This window comes from Trichocoleus sp. FACHB-6 (genome assembly GCF_014695815.1).
GTDB lineage: Bacteria > Cyanobacteriota > Cyanobacteriia > Cyanobacteriales > FACHB-T130 > Funiculus > Funiculus sociatus.
In genome coordinates, this window is sequence record NZ_JACJOY010000102.1 from 17,575 (window position 1) to 41,105 (window position 23,531).

At 46.3% G+C, this 23,531-nt stretch carries 16 protein-coding genes; 4 read left to right on the forward strand and 12 right to left on the reverse strand.

What is annotated here, in order from left to right; all coding sequences use genetic code 11:
* Position 1: 1 nt before the first annotated feature.
* The 8 genes from H6F66_RS20540 to H6F66_RS20575 form a co-directional block, all read right to left on the reverse strand.
* A complete protein-coding gene (locus H6F66_RS20540) occupies positions 2-1,777 on the reverse strand; it encodes a PAS domain-containing protein (RefSeq protein ID WP_190424745.1) in 1,776 nt (591 codons plus the stop codon).
* A gap of 539 nt (positions 1,778-2,316) precedes the next feature.
* The gene (locus H6F66_RS20545; RefSeq protein WP_190424747.1) at positions 2,317-3,018 is read right to left on the reverse strand and encodes an iron-containing redox enzyme family protein; all 702 of its coding nucleotides are present in this window, start codon (positions 3,016-3,018) and stop codon (positions 2,317-2,319) included.
* Between the two features lie 699 nt (positions 3,019-3,717).
* Positions 3,718-4,122, reverse strand: a complete 405-nt coding sequence (locus H6F66_RS20550) for a zinc-binding dehydrogenase (protein WP_190424749.1) — start codon at positions 4,120-4,122, stop codon at positions 3,718-3,720.
* Between the two features lie 33 nt (positions 4,123-4,155).
* Positions 4,156-4,365, reverse strand: a complete 210-nt coding sequence (locus H6F66_RS20555; RefSeq protein ID WP_190424751.1) for a hypothetical protein — start codon at positions 4,363-4,365, stop codon at positions 4,156-4,158.
* Positions 4,366-4,374: 9 nt separating this feature from the next.
* Positions 4,375-4,641, reverse strand: a complete 267-nt coding sequence (locus H6F66_RS20560; protein WP_190424753.1) for an alcohol dehydrogenase catalytic domain-containing protein — start codon at positions 4,639-4,641, stop codon at positions 4,375-4,377.
* Between the two features lie 472 nt (positions 4,642-5,113).
* Positions 5,114-5,470: a hypothetical protein gene (locus H6F66_RS20565; RefSeq protein ID WP_190424755.1), complete on the reverse strand. Its 357-nt coding sequence runs from the start codon at positions 5,468-5,470 to the stop codon at positions 5,114-5,116.
* Between the two features lie 177 nt (positions 5,471-5,647).
* A complete protein-coding gene (locus H6F66_RS20570) occupies positions 5,648-6,085 on the reverse strand; it encodes a DUF4079 family protein (RefSeq protein ID WP_190424757.1) in 438 nt (145 codons plus the stop codon).
* Positions 6,086-6,301: 216 nt separating this feature from the next.
* Positions 6,302-6,691, reverse strand: a complete 390-nt coding sequence (locus tag H6F66_RS20575) for a DUF1830 domain-containing protein (RefSeq protein ID WP_190424759.1) — start codon at positions 6,689-6,691, stop codon at positions 6,302-6,304.
* A gap of 616 nt (positions 6,692-7,307) precedes the next feature.
* Here H6F66_RS20575 and H6F66_RS20580 point away from each other — a divergent pair.
* From H6F66_RS20580 to H6F66_RS20590, 3 genes are all read left to right on the forward strand, one after another.
* Complete coding sequence (locus H6F66_RS20580) at positions 7,308-8,879, forward strand: photosystem II high light acclimation radical SAM protein (protein WP_190424761.1); 1,572 nt, start codon at positions 7,308-7,310, stop codon at positions 8,877-8,879.
* Between the two features lie 120 nt (positions 8,880-8,999).
* Positions 9,000-10,412: a DICT sensory domain-containing protein gene (locus tag H6F66_RS20585; protein ID WP_190424763.1), complete on the forward strand. Its 1,413-nt coding sequence runs from the start codon at positions 9,000-9,002 to the stop codon at positions 10,410-10,412.
* Between the two features lie 93 nt (positions 10,413-10,505).
* Positions 10,506-11,147, forward strand: coding sequence for a pentapeptide repeat-containing protein (locus H6F66_RS20590; protein WP_190424765.1), 642 nt, complete (start codon positions 10,506-10,508; stop codon positions 11,145-11,147).
* Between the two features lie 147 nt (positions 11,148-11,294).
* On the opposite strand, the gene H6F66_RS20595 is transcribed toward H6F66_RS20590, so the two are convergent.
* Together H6F66_RS20595 and clpS are read right to left on the reverse strand one after the other, a co-directional pair.
* Positions 11,295-12,134 (reverse strand): type II CAAX endopeptidase family protein, encoded by an 840-nt coding sequence (locus H6F66_RS20595; protein WP_199294986.1) that lies wholly within the window; start codon positions 12,132-12,134, stop codon positions 11,295-11,297.
* A gap of 17 nt (positions 12,135-12,151) precedes the next feature.
* Positions 12,152-12,433, reverse strand: coding sequence for an ATP-dependent Clp protease adapter ClpS (clpS, locus tag H6F66_RS20600; protein WP_190424767.1), 282 nt, complete (start codon positions 12,431-12,433; stop codon positions 12,152-12,154).
* Positions 12,434-12,720: 287 nt separating this feature from the next.
* Between clpS and H6F66_RS20605 the strand changes: the two genes are divergently transcribed.
* A complete protein-coding gene (locus tag H6F66_RS20605) occupies positions 12,721-13,623 on the forward strand; it encodes an alpha/beta fold hydrolase (protein ID WP_190424898.1) in 903 nt (300 codons plus the stop codon).
* A gap of 62 nt (positions 13,624-13,685) precedes the next feature.
* On the opposite strand, the gene H6F66_RS20610 is transcribed toward H6F66_RS20605, so the two are convergent.
* Complete coding sequence (locus H6F66_RS20610) at positions 13,686-18,293, reverse strand: CHAT domain-containing protein (RefSeq protein WP_190424769.1); 4,608 nt, start codon at positions 18,291-18,293, stop codon at positions 13,686-13,688.
* A 734-nt stretch (positions 18,294-19,027) separates the two neighbouring features.
* Positions 19,028-23,482, reverse strand: coding sequence for a CHAT domain-containing protein (locus H6F66_RS20615; RefSeq protein ID WP_199294987.1), 4,455 nt, complete (start codon positions 23,480-23,482; stop codon positions 19,028-19,030).
* Positions 23,483-23,531 lie beyond the last annotated feature (49 nt).

Below are 23,531 nucleotides of genomic sequence, written 5' to 3' on the forward strand. Positions count from 1 at the left end.
GTTAATGAGAGCATCGAACTGGAATTTCAATCCAAAACTCAGTTCCTTGCTCTGGTTCTGAAAAACACTTCAACACTCCACCATGCTTTTCAATAACAATTTGGTAGCTGATAGATAGTCCCAAACCTGTACCTTGACCAACTGGCTTAGTCGTGAAGAAAGGGTCAAAAAGACGGTTTTTAACATCTTCCGTCATTCCTAGCCCATTGTCTTTTATTTTTATCACCACACGTTCAGCGTTCAAAACCTCAGTCTGAATCCAGATAGTAGGCGGTTGTCTGTTGTCTGTTGTCCGTAGTTCCTTGCTGGAGGACTGACAACAGACAACTGACGCTTCCACAGCATCAATCGCATTATTGAGAATATTCATAAATACCTGGTTCATCTGTCCAGCATAACAATCTATGCTAGGCAAATTGCCATACTCTTTAATTACTTGAATCGCCGGATGTCCGGCTTTCTCTTTCAGCCGATTCTGCAAAATTAATAAAGTGCTATCTAATCCTTCGTGAATGTCAACTATCTTCATTTCCGCTTCATCCAAGCGGGAAAAGTTGCGTAGAGATAGAACAATTTGGCGAATGCGGTCAGCTCCCATTTTCATCGAAGACAACATCTTGGGTAAATCTTCCATGAGAAATTCAAGGTCGATAATTTCAATTTCGTCTTGAATCTCAGGAACAGGATGGGGATAGTGCTTGGCATACAGTTGCAGGAGGTTTAGCAAATCTTGAGCATATTGATTGGCGTGAACCAAATTACCGTAGATGAAGTTGACAGGATTGTTAACTTCATGGGCCACACCAGCAACCAATTGGCCCAAACTGGACATTTTTTCAGTTTGAATTAATTGGCCTTGTGTATGTTGCAATTTTTGCAAGGTTTGTTCCAGCTGGTTTGTTTTTTCTCTCAACTGGTTTTCGGATTTTTGCACTGCTTCTTCAGCAAGTTTGCGCTCAGTAATATCAGTAGAAATACCGCAGACTGCATATGCAAAACCAACACAATCATACAGGGGAAACTTCAGGGAAACATAGGTGTGTAAGCCGTCTTCGTAAAGAACATTCTCTTCTCTAGAAATTTCAACTCCGGCTTTCAATACTTGTTGATCGTTTGCTGTAACTATATCAGCTGCCTCTTTGTCAATTAGATTGTAGTCAGTCTTGCCTTTTATCTCCTCTTTGGTAATGTTGAATAAGGTTTCAAATCGGCGGTTGATTAGAGTATATTTGCCTTCAGTGTCCTTGACGTAGATAACTGCTGTGGAGTTATCGATAATATCTTGTAGCTGCTTTTGGCTTTCCCGCAGTGCTTGCTCCGAATGCTTACGGCTAGTGATTTCAGTATTCAAACCAGCTATACGATAAGGCTTTCCGAGTGCATCTCGAAACAAGCTACCGCGAGAAATAACCCACCGATAAGAGCCATCCTTGTGTCGTAAGCGGTGTTCTGATTCGTAATAGGGATTTATTCCATCAAAATGGGCTTGGAGGGTGGCTAATACCCGTTCGCAATCGTCGGGATGCAGGCTTTTTTTCCACTCGTCAAAGTTATTGGGAAATTCATGTTCCAAGAAGCCAAGCATACTTTTCCAAGAATCTGAAAAAAAGACTTGGTTGGTTTCGAGATTCCAGTCCCACACTCCATCGTTAGATCCTAGAACAGCCAGCTCCAAACGCTCTTTGTCTTCAGGTGATAATGGTTCCCTTTCTTTGGGTGCTATAATTTCACCTTCTAATTTTTTATGGTGCAATAGCTCATTTGTAAGATTTGTCATTAGGAACTCCAGCTCAGCTTTTGTTATCAGTTGGAACTATTTTGTCTCACTTGACACTGCAAATATTAATTAAAATCTGTTTTTATTGCTAATAAAAAAGATGCAATTATTATTATGGAAGTTAAGCGATCGCTTACTCACCCATTGGACTTAACTTGTTTCGATAAACAAGTGACAGAATCATATTTATTGTCATGCCATCAACGTACAAAAATTTGGGGCGGCTATATTTTATATAGCCTATGAATGTGGCACTCTAAAATTACGAAGGTCTGGATATTAGTGCATTATTATATCGAAATATATCTTTTTTGGCAAGATAAATATTACTAGCTTCTGGAAGCTGCCTGTGGAAAAATTTCCGCACCATTCACTATTTAATTCCTCAAGTTAGGTCTTTATTTAGAATTCCCAAAATGAAGAGCGCGATCGCCATCTCAAAGAATAATTTTATAAATTGCATAAAAAATAGGAAGCAATGCAATCGCTTCCCCTTCTCTCAGTATTACTACTGAATTATAAAATTGTGTAAATGGAATTTAAGAAAAAGAAACGCGGTAAAGTCCATCCAAGAAAGCTATGATTGCATCACGCATCTCTTGTGCGCCTCGCCATACAGCTTCTAACTTTTCTCCGGAAGTCGGTACTAAACGAGCAAGTTCAACAACTTCTCCAACATGATCGACTTCAAGTTCTTCGTGGAGGGTAATCCAAGTCAGTTTCTCAGATGCGATCGCATTTTGTCTACGAATTTCCTGTCCCAAACATTGGTCAATTTGCAGTGCGCTGACTTCACTAGCAATAAACCCCCCAAGTCCTTCGTAAGGATCTTGGATGAAGAAAAGCTTTTCACCGCGTTGACCGAATTCGCGACCAGGTGCCAGAAGTTCTTCAGTATAATCAGCTAAACGCCAAGGTTCCAGACCATCAACCATACGCTGTAGCATCACGCTGTGAATGCGAGAAAAGTCTCCTTCGCCAAGTTCTTCGTTCAACTGTTTGGCAATGATACTACGCATATAATTGTCATCTATCCGAGCAGCCAAATTTGCAAGCCAACGCACGAAATTTTTGGATACTCCCCCTTCTACATTCATATTCGTGGTGAAGATCCAAATCGCAGTAAGATTGACTGGTTCTTGCTTAAGCCTTTGGAAAATCGGGTGTTCCGCAAGAGTTTGCTGTTCGTAAAGGCGAACAATTTCTTCTGCTGGAGGTAAGGTGCGCTCTAGTATTTGCATTATTTACCCTGACAATAGGACCCGGAATTTGACAACGAGCAAACTTCAAGGTTTAGTCAAAATTTCCACACAGTCTCTTAAACTTATGTAGTTTTAGATTGCCCGTATCTTTATAATTACTTTGTATTAGAGTTAATGTCATCAGAAATTTCACTGACAGTAAATGTATTGATATTCATTACTGACAGTACAAATAATCTCAGTAATTTTCCTTAATGTGGGGCAATCGCACTAATTAATGGGAGCATCCCATTTTTGCAAATATAAGCGAACAGGCTAGAAGCCTGCGGCTAAACAAACAAAGCGTTTGCGTTGGCAGGCTTTGTTTGTTTAGCCGTGACTTTAGTCGTCGGACATTTTTACAAAAGTGCGATGCTTCCCTAATTAATCGCGTACCGCTCCTTTTTTAGCCTGCTTACCCCAGATAAGTTGTCTGCCTTACGGATATTGTAAAAAGCTGCACACATCGTACACCCCTATACGATTAAGCAATTAATACTGTTCACGAGAAGCTAAAAAGCCGAAACCTGCGTAGGCTGGAGATCCATAATAAAAGTGAGTGCAACAGAAAATTTCAATCAGGCGCTCCAACTTAACTGTGCTTACCTGGATAATTTACCTGCCATCTAATGTTTGTGGAAAAATGAGATAATCCTAAATTTATTCAGGCTGGCTAGATATTAGCAACCTAGCGATTCTCTAAGGTTGCAAGATTAATTTTCCTTGACTGCTGCGGCTTGCAATTAAATGATGCACTTTGCTGGCTTCTGCTAATGGAAACCTACTACTTATCTGTACATTCAGTTTTCCCTGTTTGATATATCCAAACAACGTATTCAAGGATTCAGTATATAAAGTATTTTCCAAAAAACCGTACAAGCCAAAGCCAATAACAGTTTGATTTTTAGTGAGTAAAATTGTTGGGTCGAAAACACTACTACCGCTGGAGGAACCGTATACAATTAACTTACCAAAGTTAGCCAAACATTCTAAACTTTTGAGAAAGATTTCGCCTCCCACTGCTTCAAGAATCACGTCAACGCCTTTGCCGCCAGTAGCACGCAATACCTGTTCATGCCAGTCTGGTTCCCGATAATTTACCAATGTATTAGCGCCTAAATATTGGGCAAATTCCAGCTAGTCAGATGAGCCTGCTGTTGCAACTATCTGACTAGCACCGAATATTTTCGCTAGCTGCACGGCTACACTTCCTACACCCCCTGCCGCTGCATTAACCAGTACACTTTGTCCGGGCTTCAGCTGAGCTACTGTTTTCAGCATATGAAATGCTGTCAACCCATGTATTTGAATTGCGGCTCCTGAAACAAATTCGATTTCTTCTGGCAAAATTGCCGTTCAATTCTGCTGTGCAGTTGCATATTCAGCGTAGCCACCATTAGAGATAAAAGCTACCACTCGTTGCCCTATAGAGAAACCTGTAACTTCAGTTCCCAACTTCTCAATTGTGCCTGGTACTTCAAAACCAGGTATGAAAGGTAAGCTAGGAGTGAAAATGTATTGGTTCTTCGGCACTAAAGTATCAGCATTTACTCGGCAAGCGTGAATTTTAATTAAAACTTCCTCTGATTTCGGCTCTGGTAGAGAGATATCTTCTAGGCGCAAAACATCACTATTTCCATATTTAAAAATTGAATTGCTTTCATTTGTAAGTTTTTGTTTGTAGGTTTGCAGACCAGTTTAAATGAACAAGGAGATTTTTACTTGTTCATGACTTGTTCAGAAAACGGCATAATCTTCCAAACAGCAGGGCGACTGTCTTCTCGTTTCGCCCGTCCCCCATTGCCTGATGTTCGGGTGCAGAAAAAGTATAAAAAGTATAAAAGGTACGATAGCACAAGGGTAATAATGCAGCGCTAGATGGGATACCCCCCAGCTCTACTGCCGAGTAAGAACGCACATTGCTATTAGTTAAACTTAGTGGCTCTTGCTTTGAAGAGGGTGCAGTTGAGCGCGATCGCAAATTGTGTAAAGGTGCCTTTGTTAAAAATAGCGCCTAGAATCTTCAATATCAATTGCTTCAGCCGCGATTAATTGCGTCTGAAGCAACATACTCCTGAAGCTTTGCCAGAAAATATCACCACAACGCCCGCACTGGCTCCTCTTCATCATCATAATATGGGCCACCACCTGTGGTATTCCTCTGGGTGCCAGTGGGAGATGGGGTGGGAGATGGTGTTGCTGTGGGAGATGGTGTTGCTGTGGGAGATGGCGTTGCCGTAGGGCTTATTGTTGTTTGGGGAGTTGTTTGTTGTGGAATTTGGGCAGTTTCGTTGCTGGCTGGTGCAGGGGAAGCGGTGGAATTTGATGTTCCAGCCGTAGGAGGAATCACTTCGTTGCCATTGCTACCAAGGGGAGATCGTAAACCTACCGCGCTGCCTACCAAGGCGGCAATAAGCATTACTAGAATTACGGCGACGAACGGACTACTCATTAGAAGGGTGGGGTAAGCCTACATTTTCATGTTAACTAAAGATGGCGAGAGTGAAGATAGAAGAAGTGCGATCGCGTTTTTGTTGCGGATGGCGATTGGTTTTTAAGCAAATAGCTAGATTGTGAAACCTTTGCCTCTATCTATTTGTATAAATTTAAGTGTTACAAAAATGAGAATCTAAGGTAAATATTTTTGCACAACGCTCCAGCCTGTCACCGTTACCCAGACGAATCCAACCAGCAGTACCAGATTGGTTGCGACATGAACCGAACGCGCCCAAGCTCGATTTGAGCTAATTAAAGTAGCACTGCCAGCTGAAAGTAACACCAGCGCCACCACCGCCCCTCCAGCGATTAAATGCGCCGAGTGACCCAAGCTGCCATAATGACCTAGCGTTCCTACAATTCCAATGGCTAGCAGCAGCAAGACCAAACCCACCATTATCGCGCCAGTGGTGTAGTGAAAAGGTCGCAACCATTGGGGTCGGGAATGCTCTTGCTGACGCGCCCTAAACATCCAAATGCCAGTTACGCCCAGCAGTAGATAGGCGACGAGTGACAAACCCATCGACCAAGCAGCAATTTTCCAAAGCCAAATAAAGGAAGGTAGATTCACTCTTTAACTCATCCAGCGCCAAATATAGCAGTTTCCGCATACTATCTTAATATTTTAGCTGATTATTAGTTATTCGTTGGCGTTGGAACGTTGTCAGGTTGTTAGAACCTAATAAAATCTCAATTTGACAACCTTACAACTCTTAGCTGACTAATGACTAAAAAAAAGGCTGCCGATACCGACAACCCTTTGCAACGCTCAAATTTTGCAAGCTTATTAACCTATATAAGTGGTTGTTAAAGATTCAGTGGTTTCCAGGGTTTTCTTCTTCTGAACTGCAACTTTTTGCTGGTTATCCTCTATTTGTTCTTTGTGTTCAAAAATTTTATTATTAAAATCAGAATCCTTTTTTTCGTCGATACACAGGCGATCGCACGGTATGTTATCTGAGATAATGGCACTTGCCATCATTCCTGAATGAATTTCCAGAAGTGCTTCTGGCAGTGCTTCAAACACTAAGCGTTGTCCGGGAAACACAACACGCTCGAAGTACCAGTTCGGAATATTACTAATCCGAGCAATTTGAATGTGGCTTGTAGCATTGACGTAGCAGCAGAGAATGTAATTGGTGTTACCAAAAGGGACGGGATCAAGTATTTGAGCCATAACTGCCGAGGAGCTTTGCGCCACTAGAATTAAACTACATTAATTAAGTTAACACCGAGCGATCCCCGTTTGTTGTAAACTCGACTACCAACTGAGTATTCTTCTCATAATTATTTCTGAATTTATAAAGAAAACATTAAATTTTTAGAAGTTGCAACTGGCGATCGCAAGCATGAATCGGCATCCCGCAGGGCGAGACTTGGGATTCGAGACCGACGCTTTTTCTCCCAAGTTGTAGGCTGGGCCCTTGGAACCTCAACCCAACAAATCGCAGTTTGGGATTTTTTACTTGTCTTCCTTGTCCCCCAAGTCCCCTTTTTCGCCTACACAGCAAAAATTAGCGCTACGCTCTTGTGAACTCAATGTTATCGTAAAGTTATATAAACAGATTTCAGAAACTTAATAGCTCAATAGTGCTGCTGTAGCCGATGATACTGGGCTAAAAATGGCTTCTTAAGCCACTGTAGTAGGCAAAAATACCAAAAATGGCTCCAATCTCGATCAAGTCTTAGTCAAAATAATTCTTGAGAACGTTCTTGGAAAGCGAGAAGCTTTCTTAGACGGCATCCGTTAGCCAAGTTTGAATAGTCGTGAATCTGAATACAAAGAAAAAATAATGGAAAATCGAATTCTCTACGTCCGCCTACCCTGCAATCCCATCTTTCCAATTGGGGTTGTGTACTTAGCAGATCACGTACACAAACTGTTCCCAAACGTACAACAGCGGATATTTGACTTGGGAACAGTACCGCCTTTGGATTTCGCCGGTGCGTTAGATACCTGCGTGGATGAATTCAAACCAACACTGTTAGTCTATTCTTGGCGCGATATTCAGATTTATGCGCCTGTAGGAGGCAGAGGTGGCAACCCACTGCAAAACGCTTTTGAATTTTACTATGCCCCAAATCCCTTAGTGAGATTGCGGGGAGCATTGGGCGGCTTGCGAGTGACGACGGCATACTACACCGAACTTTGGCGCAACCAGGGATTAATTAAACGGGGACTGAAACGCGCTCAGAAATATAACCCAAACGCTCAAACTGTTGTGGGTGGCGGTGCTGTCAGCGTGTTTTACGAACAACTGAGTAAGAGCTTACCAACGGGGACAATAGTTTCAGTAGGTGAAGGCGAGGCGCTGCTGGAAAAAATGCTTCGAGGGCAAGAATTCCGGGATGAACGGTGTTATGTGGTGGGAGAGACAAAGCCACGCGATCGCATGATCCACGAAAGCCCCACTTCCATTGAAAAAACCGCCTGCAACTACGACTACATCGAAACCATCTGGCCTGAATTTCAATATTACCTGCAAGACGAAGATTTCTATGTTGGCGTGCAGACAAAACGCGGCTGTCCGCACAACTGCTGCTACTGCATTTACACCGTCATTGAAGGTAAGCAAGTACGCATCAACCCAGCGGAAGAAGTTGTAGCCGAAATGCAACAACTTTATAACCGAGGTATCCGCAACTTCTGGTTTACCGATGCTCAATTTATCCCAGCCCGGAAATTCATCGACGATGCCGTTGAACTATTGCAAAAAATCATCGATGCCGGGATGAAAGATATACATTGGGCAGCTTACATTCGGGCAGATAACCTGACACCAGAATTATGCGATCTGATGGTGAAAACAGGGATGAACTACTTTGAAATCGGCATTACCAGCGGTTCTCAGGAACTCGTGCGGAAAATGCGAATGGGTTATAACCTCCGCACGGTATTAGAAAACTGCCGCGACTTAAAAGCAGCTGGATTCAACGATTTAGTATCTGTCAATTACTCATTTAACGTAATTGACGAAACTCATGAAACTATTCGCCAAACCATTGCCTATCACCGGGAACTAGAGAAAATTTTTGGTGAAGATAAAGTCGAACCAGCCATCTTCTTTATAGGATTGCAACCGCACACCCATTTAGAAGAATACGCTTTCAAAAATGATATCCTCAAGCCAGGATATAACCCTATGAGCATAATGCCGTGGACAGCCAAAAAACTTCTCTGGAATCCAGAACCCCTTGGCTCGTTCTTCGGTGAAGTTTGCCTCCAAGCATGGCAACAAAATCCCAACGACTTCGGACGCGAAGTTATGAAGATTTTAGAACAAAGACTTGGATGTGCAGACTTAGAATCAGCCTTGGCTGCACCAATTGAGCCAAAGCCGAAACAGCTGGCAACAGTCTCCTAAAATATACTGGGGCAGGCATATTGCCCACCCCACAAAACCTCAAAACTTTCTCTCCCTCTCTTTTGTCTATATTTAGCGCACTTTGCGCCGGAAGCGGTTAGTTTAACAAAAGTCCAAACCATGTTAGAAGGCTCAATTCTCCAACAGCTAGAAGCAGCCCACAAAACGGGCAAAAGACCAATAAGATTTGGGGTGTACTACAAAAACACCCTAGTATCCTTGTGCCATGCCCTGGAAGACCACATTTTAACTGAGGACAGTTTACCTCTAGTAATCGCAGCCTTCCAGCGGGGGAAATGGTATCTGCAAGAAGCGGATCGCTATGGAGAAATAGCACAAAAGGCGGGTCAGATTGTGATCATGGCGGCAGCGGATGCGGGTTTTAAAGAACACCCCACCAGCCAGATGCCCAACGTGGCATTAGTAGGATTAGATCCAGCCGATCCGGTAGCTGAAGAATGGCACCTGATCATAATTTCGCCTACGTACACAGCAATGGTGCTTTGTCAAGAGCTGTCGGCGGAAGATTATGGTACCGCAGGAAAACCAGCGTCAGACTTAGAGCGCAAATTTTATGGATTATGGACATTTGAGCCGGAGTTAGTAAAAGAGACAGTAGATTTAGCGATCGCGCACATTGCCCCCTACGATCCAGAACTTGAGAAAAAACTACTCGCCATAAGAGACAATATTCATCCATCTTTAGCTTCATCAGAGCAGCTAAGCGTGGTTGTGTCTCGCGTGATAGATTATCTCCAAGATGGGCAAGAAGACATATTATCTACAGGCGAGCATTCAAACATCCCTACAGGTTCTCGCCAACAAGCACTGGATCGCAACTTGGTTTCCAACGAAGTGCAAGCATTTCTGCGGATGGCGCAGCTGATGGATATGGCGGATGTCACTAACCCAATGGCAGCTGCTGAAGTCGTGGCGCTCTCCGAAATGATGGGACAGATCCTAGACTTACCTGCTTGGCAGATGAAGCGAATGCGCCTTGCAGGGTTGCTGCACCGCATCGATCCTTTGCAGAGTGCGGAAAGTATTTTGGAACCCAGTATGACGAAGCTTTACGACGATGAAGCACCGAGTTGTCCCCTGACTTGTCCTTTGGTGCCGGGGGCGCAAGCGTTGCGAACTATGCCACAATTACGGGCAGTGGCTCAAATCGTCACTCACCAGTCTGAATGGTGGAATGGCATGGGAACACCTGCGGGGTTAGCTGGAGATGAAATTCCCTTGGAATCGAGGATTTTAGCGTTAGTAGCAGATTTTCAGTGTCGATTAGCTAAAGCTAGAAAATCTCATCCTGACAGTGAAGAGAATTTGTCCAAAGCTTTAGATGAGTGCAGGCAAAAACAAGGCGATCGCTTCGATCCTAAACTTGTTGAAACTCTATCTCTGTTAGTCATGGGTATGCAACAGGGTTTGATTCTACCAGTTAGCCCAACTAAAGTAACAACGGCAATGTGGCTGTTAGATGCTAACTTGTATAGCGGTACAACTACACAACCCAACCGCGTTGCAAATTAGGGCAAAAGGTAAAAACATATCAAGCTAATGGCTAATAGTATTAAAACAACAATTAGCCATCCTTCAATCCTTCAATCCTTCAAATAGGAATCAATGGACATCGAAGCAATTCGCTTAGGCAAACTCAAGCAACTAGCAGGTGCAGATTTAGAAGACGAAGACCTCTCTAGCGTCGATTTGCGGGGAATTAATCTCGCTGGTGCTAATCTCGTCGGTACAAATTTTAGTGGCTCAAATTTAGAACGTGCCCGTCTAGATGGCGCTAATTTAATCGAGAGTCTTTTAGCGGGGGCAGATTTGCGGGCTAACCTGTTGGGCGCTAACTTGATGCAAGCTGACTTAACTGGTGCTGACTTGCGGGGTAGCAACCTGCGGGGCGCGAATTTGATGGGAACTAAGCTAACCCAAGCGTCTTTTGCTGGTGCTTTCTTAAGCGGCGCTAACTTGATGAGTGTGAATTTACAGGGTGTAGATTTACGCAGTGCTGACTTGCGAGGCGTAAACTTGAGTGGTGCTAATCTCCAAGGTGCAGATTTGAGTCAAGCAGATTTGCGAGGTGCTTTGCTTACTGATGCAAATTTGGAAGAAGCCGACTTAAGGGGTGCAAATCTCGCTGGCGCTAATTTGTCAGGAGCAAATCTGCTTTGTGCTGAGTTAGATGGTGTTAATTTGACTGGAGTGAATCTGGAAAGAGCGTGTTTGGTTGGTACATCTGCGGCGCAAATGGTTTTTTAACCTCTTTGAGCGCATAAATTCTGGTATAAATTTCCGGTGCCAATTTTAATGAAAGTAGGAGCGGAACTGCATTACCAACTTGGGTGCGGTTAAGCTACAAAATACACAATTATCGGGGAATGTTTGCTATTAGAAAAGCGCGATCGCTCAAGACGAGATTTTTGGCGATCGCGATCGCATCCTCATCAAAAACGCCAAAACTCCCAAAAACATCAACCCCATCGCCCCAGCCAAAGGATTCTTATCAACACCAGTAATCCAGTCAGAAACCAGACCAGAAAATTGCACCATTTGCCCTACATTAATGATGTAATATCCCCAAACCATACCAGCGTGCAGACCAATCGGTAAACCGAGGCGACCTTTGCTTCCACGCTTCGCCCACACCAGCGTTAAACCAAACAGTATCAACCCCGGAAACCCAGGTAAAGTCCGCAGAATCTCCGCCGGCGGCTTCAGAAAGTGCAGCAAGGCAAATATTAAAACATCTGCCCACAGAACTAGGCGGGGGCGATAATCCCGTTCCAGTTCATCCAGCAGCCAGCCCCGGAATACCAATTCCTCTGCCAAACCAATACCCAAAGCGCTAGCTAAACCTTCGACAATCAACCTGGGTAACACAACTGTGGGACTTTGCCAAACCAGCCAACCCAACAACCCCTCCAGCCAAAACAAACTGAAGGTAATAATGACACCAACACCAAGCCCAGATAAAAGCTCTAACCCGTTTCGTCGCGTTCCTTGCAAACCATAGCTTCGTAGCAAATGGGATTGCTGATAGACATTCTGACCCCAAAACCTCAGCAGCAACAGAAACTCAACGAACAACAGCCCCATAGTCAGGATAGTGACCAAGTTAGTATCCTTGACAAATATGTAAATTGGTGCTGCTAGAGGCAACCAGATTGAGAGCAAGCTTAGGACAAATAAGCCCAGCCGCACGGGCGCTGGGTACTGGGCTAAATGGACGAGGTTTAATTTAAACAACCCTTGCCTCTTAAGCGCTACTCGTCTGGTTCAATTGTGCTGGTCAGACCGTGATTTTTCAAAGTTTCGCAATAAAACTCCGCGTGTTCCTGGGCGCAGGTAATTACTAAGGCAAGCCCGTTAGTGTGAGCTTCCATCATAATGCTGACGGCCTGAGGTTGCGTGATATTTGGCACCGTCGTTATCAATATCTGCACCACGTACTCCATTGGGTTGAAGTCATCATTATGGAGCAACACACGATAACGAGGCGCGAGTTTACGGACTGTTGAACGCTTTTCTACAGTTTCGACAGACACTGCTCTCCCCTCTTTTGTGTTATTTACAGTTATCTACAATTAAGCAATCTTACTTGAAATCTCCTTTTTTCTGCCCCAGCAGCGATGCGAAGAGAGTGCGTAAGCGTTGCGAACGAGCTTGCGACTACCGCTTCTGGGTTGGATCATTCAAGGCAAACTTTAAGATTTGATCGCTGCTTTTTTTATATTACTCAACACTCGCAAAATTGGCTAACTCGACGCCCAAAACCACCCAACCCTTCGTCCAAGCTAAAATAAAGAAGTTAACATTACTTAATATTCCTCCGATGCAGGCAACTTCAGCGGCTTCTACTGCCCCCATCCCTGGCACTTATTGGCAATGGCGAGGGCAGTCTATTTATTATGTAAAGGCGGGGCAACGGCACCCCGAACGCCCACCCCTGTTATTGATTCATGGCTTTGGTGCCTCCACAGACCACTGGCGCAAAAATATTACTGGACTTAGTAAAGATTTTGAAGTTTGGGCAATTGACTTGCTAGGCTTCGGACGTTCCGCCAAACCGGAATGGCAGTACACCAGTGACTTATGGCGCGACCAGCTGCATGACTTCATTACCAGCGTCATTGGTCAACCTGCTGTAGTGGCAGGGAACTCTTTAGGCGGCTATGCGGCGTTGTGTGTGGCAGCTCAATGTCCGGAGCAGGCGGCGGGTTTAGTATTGCTCAATAGTGCTGGCCCGTTTACAGTTAAAGATCCTGCCCCCGAACCTCATCCCTTTCAGAAAGTGCTGGGTGAGGCAACGCAATCAATTTTTCAGCAACCGTGGGCAAGTTTTCTGTTGTTTCAGTACGTGCGGCAACGCTCGGTGATTCGCAATACGCTAGAGAAAGTTTATCTCGACAAGAGTGCGATTACAGAGCAGTTGATAGACGAAATATATCGTCCTTCCTGTGACGATGGTGCTGTGCAAGTGTTTGCCTCGGTATTTAGAACCTCCCAAGGCGAAAAAGTTGATGTTTTATTACAGCAGCTGCGCTGTCCGTTGTTAATGATCTGGGGAGAAGCAGACCCTTGGATAAATGCTAAAGAGAGGTCAGAGAAGTTTCGCAAATTCTACCCTCAACTGACAGAGCATTTTCTGCGGGCGGGTCATTGTCCCCATGATGAGGTGCCAGAACAGGTGAATGCGCTGATTCGCGACTGGGCATTAAACAATGTTGAGTGTTGAATGTTGAGTTTTGAGTTTGTGAAGAAATTTTCTTAATTGAAAACTCAAAACTCAAAACTCTATTACCAGGGATTCCCAATTATGGTGAAAGCTGCCCAGTAATAGGGATGCGCGAGACTTTTACTTCCTGGTCTTGACAGTTCTGGAGGTAGCAGAATATTTCCCTTGAGACTAACCATTTGATTGCCCTCAATGCGTATTTTCCCATTGAGCATCGCTATCTGCGCCTCTCGTAATGCCTGGGCTTTGGTGGGGGTTTTTTTCAATTGTTCGTAGAAGTTGCTCATCAGTCCCAGTGTTCCGGCATCATTGACGTACCATAGACTGCCCAGTGCCGACTTTACGCCTGCCTGAATAGCTAAGCCCGCAAAGCCCATCTCTGCTTGTTCGCTGCCTAGTGCTGTACGACAGGCACTCAGCACTAATAACTCCACAGGCGGATCGTTCCAGCCCATTTGTCGCAGTTGGTCTAATCGAAGTTTGGTGTCCCACAGCTGAATGTAAGATTTGCTGGGGGGACCAAACTCAAATTCGGCATGGGTTGCCAAGTGGACAATGGCAAAGGGTTGCGAACTGCTGCGTTGCGACTTGAGATTCTTTAGGGTGAAGGTATCGTTTAGGAAGGACTTGCCCTCCCAGAGATTTGGTGTAATGCTAGCCAATTCTAGAGGTACTGCTGGTAAGGGGCTGTGGTTGGAGAATTTCGCCATTCCCATTGCCAGGACTTGAGAGTTTCTGATGTCTTTGTGTGTGGTATCGGTGAGGCTGAGACTGGGCATCATCCCGACGCTGTAGTTCTGCACGAGAAACTTTTGACCATCGTGGAGAGCAGCCATAGGGATAGAGCGTAAGCCTGTGTCTGGGATGAAGACCAGATTCTGGATACCTTGCTGTTGTAAATCAGCGGCGATGGGTGCTATCAGCCACTTATATAGTTGTTGGGCTGGAGCTAGGTAGCCGTTCTGTTTTCGGGGGTTAATGACTTGGGAGCGGAATTTATTGGCAATGTTGAGAACTTGCGATCGCATTGTCCCATCAACCCGCTTACGAATTGGTACACCATCTGATGTCACCACCATTAATTCCAGCTGGTCGTTATCATGCACAGTCCGAATTTGGGTCACTGTGCTTGGGGAACTAGACTGTTGCTGGGTTTCTGGTTTGTTTGATTGCTCCTGTACCGTGTTTGCTGTCCCATTGGGTACAGCCGTCTGGGGGACAAAAGCTATATAGATGAGTGCAGGTTTAACCCCAGTTGCTTGCTCAATTTTTTGTAGATTTGCCTGGGCATCTGCCAGTGTTGTAATTCGAGGTTGAGCGTCCAGCCCTAAATATTGCTCAAATTGCCGCGTATAGGATTCATCAAGCGCAGAAATCGAGTCTCCACTTCTATCTGAAACTGATGGCACGTTTGCCTGTACCGATTGTTTCGGTGATGAATTAGCCTCTTGGGAAGAGTTGAGAGGGCGATCGCCTGCCTGATCTGTTTGACCATCTCCGGAGCTTGCTTGACCATCTCCGGAGCTTGCTTGACCATCTCCGGAGCTTGCTTGACCATCTCCGGAGCTTGCTTGACCATCTCCGGAGCTTGCGCGATCGCTGCCAGCGTCAGTTTTGCTACCTCCAGAGCTTGGTTTGTTGGTAGTCGTGCCACCAGTACCGCTACCACTGTTACTACCAGTGCCGCCAGTGCTTCCCGTGCCACCATTAGAGGTGTCTGTACTGCTGCCACCTTGGTTGCCGCCCGTGCTGCCACTACCTTGGTTGCCGCCTGTGTTGCCCGTGCCACCTGTGCTGCTATCCGTGTTGCCTGAGCTGGCACCCGTGCCACCACCTGTGTTGCCACCTGTGCTACCACCTGTGTTGCCCGTGCCACCTGTGTCACCACCTGTGCTGCCCGTGCCACCTGTGCTACCACCTGTGTCACCACCTGTGCTGCCCGTGCCACCTGTGCTACCACCTGTGTCACCACCTGTGCTGCCCGTGCCACCTGTGCTGCCACCTGTGCTACCACCTGTGTCACCACCTGTGCTGCCCGTGCCACCTGTGCTACCACCTGTGTCACCACCTGTGCTGCCTCCGCCCGACGGGTTTTGGTTCCCCCCCGGTGGGTTTTGGTTTCCGCCTGTGTTCCCTGTGCTACCGCCCGTGTTCCCTGTATTGCCCCCTGTATCCCCACCAGGCGGTGGGTTTTGGTTGCCGCCTGTGTTCCCTGTGCTACCGCCCGTGTTACCTGTATTACCGCCCGTATTGCCGCCTGTATCCCCACCAGGCGGTGGGTTTTGGTTTCCGCCTGTGCTACCGCCCGTGTTGCCGCCCGTGTTACCTGTATTGCCGCCTGTATCCCCACCAGGCGGTGGGTTTTGGTTGCCGCCTGTGTTCCCTGTGCTACCGCCCGTATTGCCGCCTGTATTCCCACCAGGCGGTGGGTTTTGGTTTCCGCCTGTGTTGCCTGTGCTACCGCCCGTATTGCCGCCTGTATTCCCACCAGGCGGTGGGTTTTGGTTTCCGCCTGTGTTGCCTGTGTTACCTGTGTTGCCTGTGTTACCTGTATTGGTATTAGTACCTGTTGTTGGTCTTACGTTAGCCGAAGCTGCCGCATCGCCCGGCCCCTGCTCAGTCTGATCTATAGTTTTATGTGTAATGTTTCCAGAGGCGGTGAGATTCACAGCACCCGAATCACCCGGCCCCTGCTCGCTTGCATCTAAGTTGCCGACGTTAATGGTGCCGCCAGTTGACAAAACCGTTATTGAACCAGCATTGCCTTGGCTTTGATCTGCGGTTGTTATATCGCCTGCGCTAATGTTGCTTCTGGCAGTTAAATTTACAGAACCTCCATTACCGGGGCCTTGATCGCTTGTGATTATATTCCCGGCGATGATGTTGCCGGAGCTGGATGTCAAAGATACACCTCCAGCATTGCCTTGGCTCTTAGCTGAAGTATCTATATTTCCAACGGTTACACCTGTTGCTCCTGAAATTGATACAGTTCTACCCTCGGCAACAATAGTGTCTCCTCGATCCATAGAAAACGCTCCACCCGCCGTAAAGGAGATCCTTCCTGTGCCAGGATCAAAGGTCAAAGCGTTGTCTGTTAATTTCTCGATTGTAATATTGTTACTGGCTTGTAGACTTATGTTGGTACTGCCAGAAATACCCTCTAGTTCTGACTCGTAGATGATTGTAGGTCCGGGGTCGCCAGAGAGTATGCGAGCAGTAGTGCCGGAAGGATCGCCTGCAAATGTGTTCGTTCCGTCCGCCGCACCGTCACCGCTGCCGCTCTCGATTTTGATGTCTACTGGATCTAGTAGCAAGGTTCCCATAGTACCTTCCGGTGCTTGGGTATCGACTGTGCCTTTGAAATTCAGGTTTATCTTGCCTGATACTTCGACAAAGCCGCCATTACCTGAATTATCGCCACCACGGGCGCTGATGTTGCCAAAAAACTCTGTAGCTTGATCTGCCCAGACGATGACACGCCCACCATCTCCGTTAAGAAGACTGTTGGCATTAATTGTAGAAGTGCTATCAATGTAGGTGCGTTCGGCGTTTGGTACTGTACCTTTACCTTGATAGTCGCCGCCGATTAACACGCTTCCACCGCCATTTGTGCCAGAGGCGTTTATATTCGCACCTACCAGCCCAACTTGGTTGCCTAGCACTTGCACTTTGCCGCCAGTTTGTCCGGAAACATTGAGATTGCCGGAGGCGATCGCTACTCCTGGTTCTGTGGGAATGCTAATGTTAGAACCTGTTAGCACCACTTGACCACTGCTATTGACTGTTAGCCCTGTGGCATTAACCCCACCACCTCCAGTTAACAACTGGGGAAGCGAGGGTGCTACCGAGGGGGATGGGGCGATGGGAACAGATGGGGGAAGCGGTTGAACTTCTAAACTCAGTACATTCCCTGGTTGGCTCAGACGTACCATGTTTTTACCTGGTACGGCTGTCACGGTGATATTACCCTCTGGTGCTTGCAGGTTTCCCGTGTTTACTACAGTGCCGCCGAGTAAGGCTATATCTTTTCCTAGTGGTACGCTCAACTGCCCTGCGTTGACAATCGCACCAGGCTGAGCGTTGGTGAAGGCAAAGGCGTTGGGATTCCCATTCAGGGCTGCGTAGTTATTATTACCATATGCACTTAACCAGTTGTCACCAAAGCCTATTCCTGTGGCAGTGGTAGCGGTAAAGCTGGCTGGGACATTCAGGCTTGCTCCTGAGCCAAACACAATTCCTGCTGGGTTCATCAGGAAGAGGTTGGCGTTGCCATTTGTTACCTGTATAATCCCGTTAATTACGGAAGCGTTACCACCTGTGACGCGACCTAATATATTTTGAATTCCTGGTAGCGATATAAAATTGGCAATTTGGTTCGCATCCAGACCAAACTGGGTAAAGCTGTGGAAAAGGTTCGTTTGATCGTTGGAAACTTTGCCGCCTGTGATGTCAAAGCGATCGCCGTTGGTGTTGACTTGGGTGCCAGTGTCCGCATCAGGTACGATCGGTTGTGGCTGCGCGATCGCTAATTTTATCCCCATAGGGCTGCTTACAGGCAAAAAGCTCAACGCTAAAGGCAAAATTAGGTATCTTAGCCCTTTTCCTGTTTCCTTCCCTACTTGATTTTTGGCTTTCAGCAAAAAGCTGATTGAGCAAACACCGACTTTCATCTTACTAATTCCTGCAAAGAAACACCCGACTCGTTTCAGAATCTGGTTTCCTGTTACCCCAACGGCTTGCGGGTAGCAGGAAACCAGAAATTTGGTAAGATTGCACCGAGTCTTTCTGGCACTATTAGGTAGTAGATGGCTGGTAAACTTTTAATTAACTGCCACAGAGATGATACTATCTCTCTTGTTTTCCAGGCTATCCTGCGAGAGTATCCTAACCATATTTTTAACATATTAATCTTAATAAGATGTGTTACTATAGTTTTATTTATTTAGGTATATACACTTAGGAAGACATTTATTTCCTAAAGGAAGTGGATATAACTTTAAAATATGTATTTACTAAAATTAAGTTGCTTTAGAGATGTCCCCTTCCAGATCGGTATCTGGGGGTTGCCAATCATCCTCAAGGTCGCTGTCACCAGGGATAGGGAAAAATCATACTTCCCACCTTGCTGAGTTTAGGCTGCTTGGCTATCCGTACCAACGGTGATTATACTGACTCTTTAGTCTGGGCGCAACTATCCTTTGGTAGAACTACCAGCGCCTGAGCGGATGTTTGATGTTGACTAGGGATTGGGGACTTCTGTGATTCAACTGCGCCGAGTGTCGCCACCACTCAAGACAAATAATTCGGAGATTCGATTGGCTAGAATTCTAGCAAACCGCGATCGCTTCCTCCAGGGGAAATAGCGATCGCGCGAGTAGCGCCTGGTATTTACACCATCCCGCCCCTACCAAGGGTTGCCAATCATTGTAAAAGCTGCCCAGTAGTAGGGATGCTGAAAGTTTTCGTCTCCCCTAGAAACAAGAGACGTTGGCAAGGGGAAGTAGCCATTAGAAGTGCGGATTTGACCACCCTCAAGGCGTACTTGCCCTTTGAGCATTGCCAGCTGAGTCCTACGTAGCGCTTCTGCTTTAATCGGGGCTTTTTTCAATTCCTCATAAAAGTTACTCATCAGCCCCAAAGTACCTTCATCTGACACGTACCATAAAGAAGCCAGCGCTGATTTCACTCCAGCTTGCACTGCTAATCCGGCAAAACCTAACTCTGCTTGTTCATCTCCCAAAGCTGTACGACAGGCGCTTAGCACTAATAATTCTACTGGGGGATCGTTCCAGCCGAGCTGCCGCATCTGGTCTAATCGCAGCTGAGTGTCCCAAAGCTGGATGTAGGAGTTGCTGGGAGCGCCTGGTTTAAATTCTGCGTGAGTGCCTAAGTGTACAATTCCGAAGGGTTGTTTTTGGCGCTGTGTCTTGAGATTATTTAGGGTGAAAGCTTCGTTCAGGAAAAATTTGCCTGACCACAGAGTATCAGCGATGATGGATAATTCTGCTGGAACTGCTGGTAAGGGGTTTTGCGTGGTAAATTTGGCAGCACCCATTGCCAAAACTTGGGAATTTTTGATGTCGCGGTAACGAGTATCGGTGAGACTGAGACTGGGCATCAAGCCGACGCTGTATTTTTCTATCAGAAATCCTTTACCATCGTGGAGGGCGGCGACAGGTAGGCTCCGCAACCCGGCATCCATGAGAAATACGAGATTATTTATTTTGCGATCGCTTAAATCTCCTTCCAAAGGTGCGATCAGCCACTGATAGAGTTGCTGGCCAGATTTCAGGTAGTCTCGCGTTCTCATAGGTTTGGTCAGTTCGCCGCGAAATTCTTGGGCGAATTTAAGAACTTGACCTCGTGTTGCTCCTGCTATTCTCCGGCGAATTGGTGGTTTCTTGGCTGTCACAATCAAGATTTCCAGTTGGTCGCTATCCTGTGACCGGGGATTTTCTGTCCCCGTTGTTGCAACTGCCTGGGGTACAAAAGTTACATAAACTAGGGCAGGTTTAATGCCTGTGGCTTCCTCAATTTCGGCAGTAATTTCCCGCGCCTCGTCTAAGCTGGCCAGCTGAGTATCGGCAATTGCTCCCAAATATTGCTGAAATTGCAGCGTGAAACCCTGGTCAACTTGTGCAAAAAACGGGTCAATTTCAACAGAGACAAGTTGAATAATCGGTTGTAGTTGTGTAAGGGGTTGTTCCTGGGGTGGTGATAAATCTCTAGAAAGTCGCCTTGGTGTTGGTACAGGGGTTGGTATAGGTGTTGGTAGTGGTGTGGGTAAAGGTGTTGGCGGCGGTGGCGGCGGCGGTGGCGGCGGCGGTGGCGGCGGCGGCGGCGGTAGCTGAGAAACATTGATGGCAAGCTGTAGCGGTGCGGAGAAGGAAACGCGATCGCTGGCGCTAATCGTCAAAGCATTAATCTGACCAATAACCCCTGCTGGCGGCGTGTAAACTAAAACGTCGTTAACAGACAAAACCGTGCCAGGGACAATTGGCGTGCCATCTTGTCTTGTTAGCGTTCCCCCATTAATTGCATCCAGACGTACTGAGGTAAAGTCATTATTTGTATCGTTCACTCCTGTACTTAAATCTGCCAATGTGAAGGTAATTGACTGATTTTGTTGCACTTCTGGTAGCAGGGAATTTGCTGTTATTGTCGGTGCTTGGTTGATGAAGGTGATTCTGATACCATTGACGGTGGGATCGCCGACATCAAAGGTGTTGTCATTGGGAATCAAAGTATTGACATTCGGAATGGTTTGTGTCGGCGAAATTATCTGACCGTTCCCACTACTTCCACCCGTATCAATAGAGCCTGCTGTACCGTTATTCGCCGCATCACCGACGATAAATCTAAAATTATCTCGCCCTCCATTGTGTTGAATTGCCACAGATCCGCCTTGAGCTGATCCCGGAGCAAATTGGCTAAATCCCTGAGTCTGAATGGTAGCACCGCTGTTGAGTAGTCCGGTTCCTTGCACAACTCCGGAAGCCGTGATAATTACATCTCCACCTATAGTATCTCCACCATCTATATCTGTAGCTTGGGTATTTATGGTTGTAAACCTAACATTGTTTCCCGCATCTAAAGTTACAGCGCCACCTGTGATATCAAAACCTGTTATTGAGGTATCAATAGCACCAGTTTCAATATTGCCTGTAGCAGTATTGCCTGTAGCAGTTAAGCTCACTGCACCACTGGTATCCCTATCGCCAGAGGTAGTAATGTTGCCTGTAAGAATGTTGCCGTTGGTGGCATCAATATTTACGTTTCCACCATCACCATCCCCAACAGAAGTAATAATGTCATCTGTAGTAATGTTGCCGCTGGTGGCATTGAGGAGAACATTGCCAGCATTACCATAAAAAACAGAAGAGTCGAGAACACCAGTAGCGATCGCGCCGCTGTTGTTGATGATTGAAATTGCCCCACCTTGGATGTCATCTGTAGCAATGTCGCCGTTGGTAGCAGTAATGGTAATAGGAGCGTCCTCAAAGCCAGTAGTGGAATCTAATATGCCAGTCTCGATCCCGCCGTTGTTGTTGGTGATTGAAATTGGCCCACCTCGTGTGATGACATCATCTATAAGAATGTTGCCGTTGGTGGCATTAATGAGAACGTTACCACCAAAACCAACGGAGAAAGAAGTGGTGTCGAGAGTGCCAGTAGCGATCGCGCCGTTGCGACTGGTGAGTAGAAGATCCCCCCGACCTGTAGCCATATTTCCTAAAGTCAGACTTGCTCCTGTAATTGATAAATTTGCCCCATTAGTATTGATGGCGTTTGCTGGATTCATTACAAACGAACCCACACCATCTAGATCGGCATCGGCAAGAAAAGTAATTGATGTAGCCTGCCCAAAGCCAAAGTTCAGAACGCCGTCAGTCGTAAGATTGTCAATTGTGATATTGTTAGTCGCTTGCAAAATCACATCGCCAAAGTTAACTGCTTGCTCCAGCGCTGTTTCCGAAATAATGAAATCAGCCGGAGGGGTATCATTAAAAAGAATTTGACCATCTGCTAATTGAGCATCTTGCGCTCCCGGCCCCGCACTTTGATCCGTAACCCTGATATTCACCGGATCGAGTAACAAGGTTCCTGCACTGCCTTTATCAGCACTTGTATCCACCTTCCCTGTAAAACTTAAACCCTGCTTACCCGACACTTCTACAAACCCGCCGTTGCCGGAATTGCTGCCGCCACGGGCGCTGATGTTGCCATGAAATTCTGTTGCATCGTCTGCCCAAACGATGACGCGCCCCCCATTGCCGTTGATTTTGCTATCGGCATTAATTGCCGAGTCTTTACTGACATAAGTTCTAGAGGCGTTTGGTACCGTCCCTTTACCTTGATAGTCGCCGCCGATTAGCACCGTTCCCCCGCCTGAGTTTCCGGAAGCGTTGATATTGGCACCAACTAACCCCACTTTGTCGCCCAAAACCTGCACTTTGCCGCCACTGTCGCCTTGCACGTCTGCGCTGCCAGATACAATCGCTGTACCTGGATCTGTCGGTATCCCAATGCCAGATCCTGCGAGTACCACCTGACCGTTGCTGTTGACTTTTACGCCTGTGGCGTTACTAATATCTCCACCCGTCAGCATCTGAGCTAAGGATGAATCTGCCGCCTTTTGCGTCGCTGGAACCTCTATACTCAGTACATTTCCTGGTTGAGCAATTCGCACTAATCCACCAGGAACGGCTGCTACGGTGATATTTCCCCCTGGTGCTGCGAGTCGCCCGGTATTAACCACCACACCACTAAGTAAGGTGAGGTTTTGATTTTGTCCTACCGCCAAGTCGCCACTATTTACTATTGCACTCGCTTGAGTAGCACTCAGATTAAAAAGGCTGGGAGTTCCCGATAAATCTGCATAATTATTGTTACCAATAGCATTAAACCAATTGTTATTACCAAAGCCGATGCTAGTGGCGGTGGTGGCGGTGAAAGAAGCAGGCACGTTTAATCTGGCGTTGTTGCCAAATATAATGCCTGCGGGATTCATCAGGTAAAGGTTGGAATTGCCGCCGATGACTTGAATTAAACCATTAATTTTAGAGGCATCTCCTCCCACAACCCGTCCTAAAATATTCTGAATGTTTTGGTTGGTGAGAAAGTTGGCAGTTTGAGCGGAATTTAGGCCAAATTGGTTAAAGCTGTGAAAGAGATTATCTCCTTGTCCTGAGAGTTTACCCCCACTGATGTCTAAGCGATCGCCATCAACGTTGACAATGGTTCCAGTGCCATCAGCATCTGAGACAATGGGTTGCGCGATCGCTTGTTTTATTCTTATAACTCCCACAAAAGGCAATATTACCAGCAACCATTTTATTCTTTTTGCTACCAGTTTCATGTTGCTCTCACTTTCACGGCTACTTAATACAGAATATTTTTTATTTATT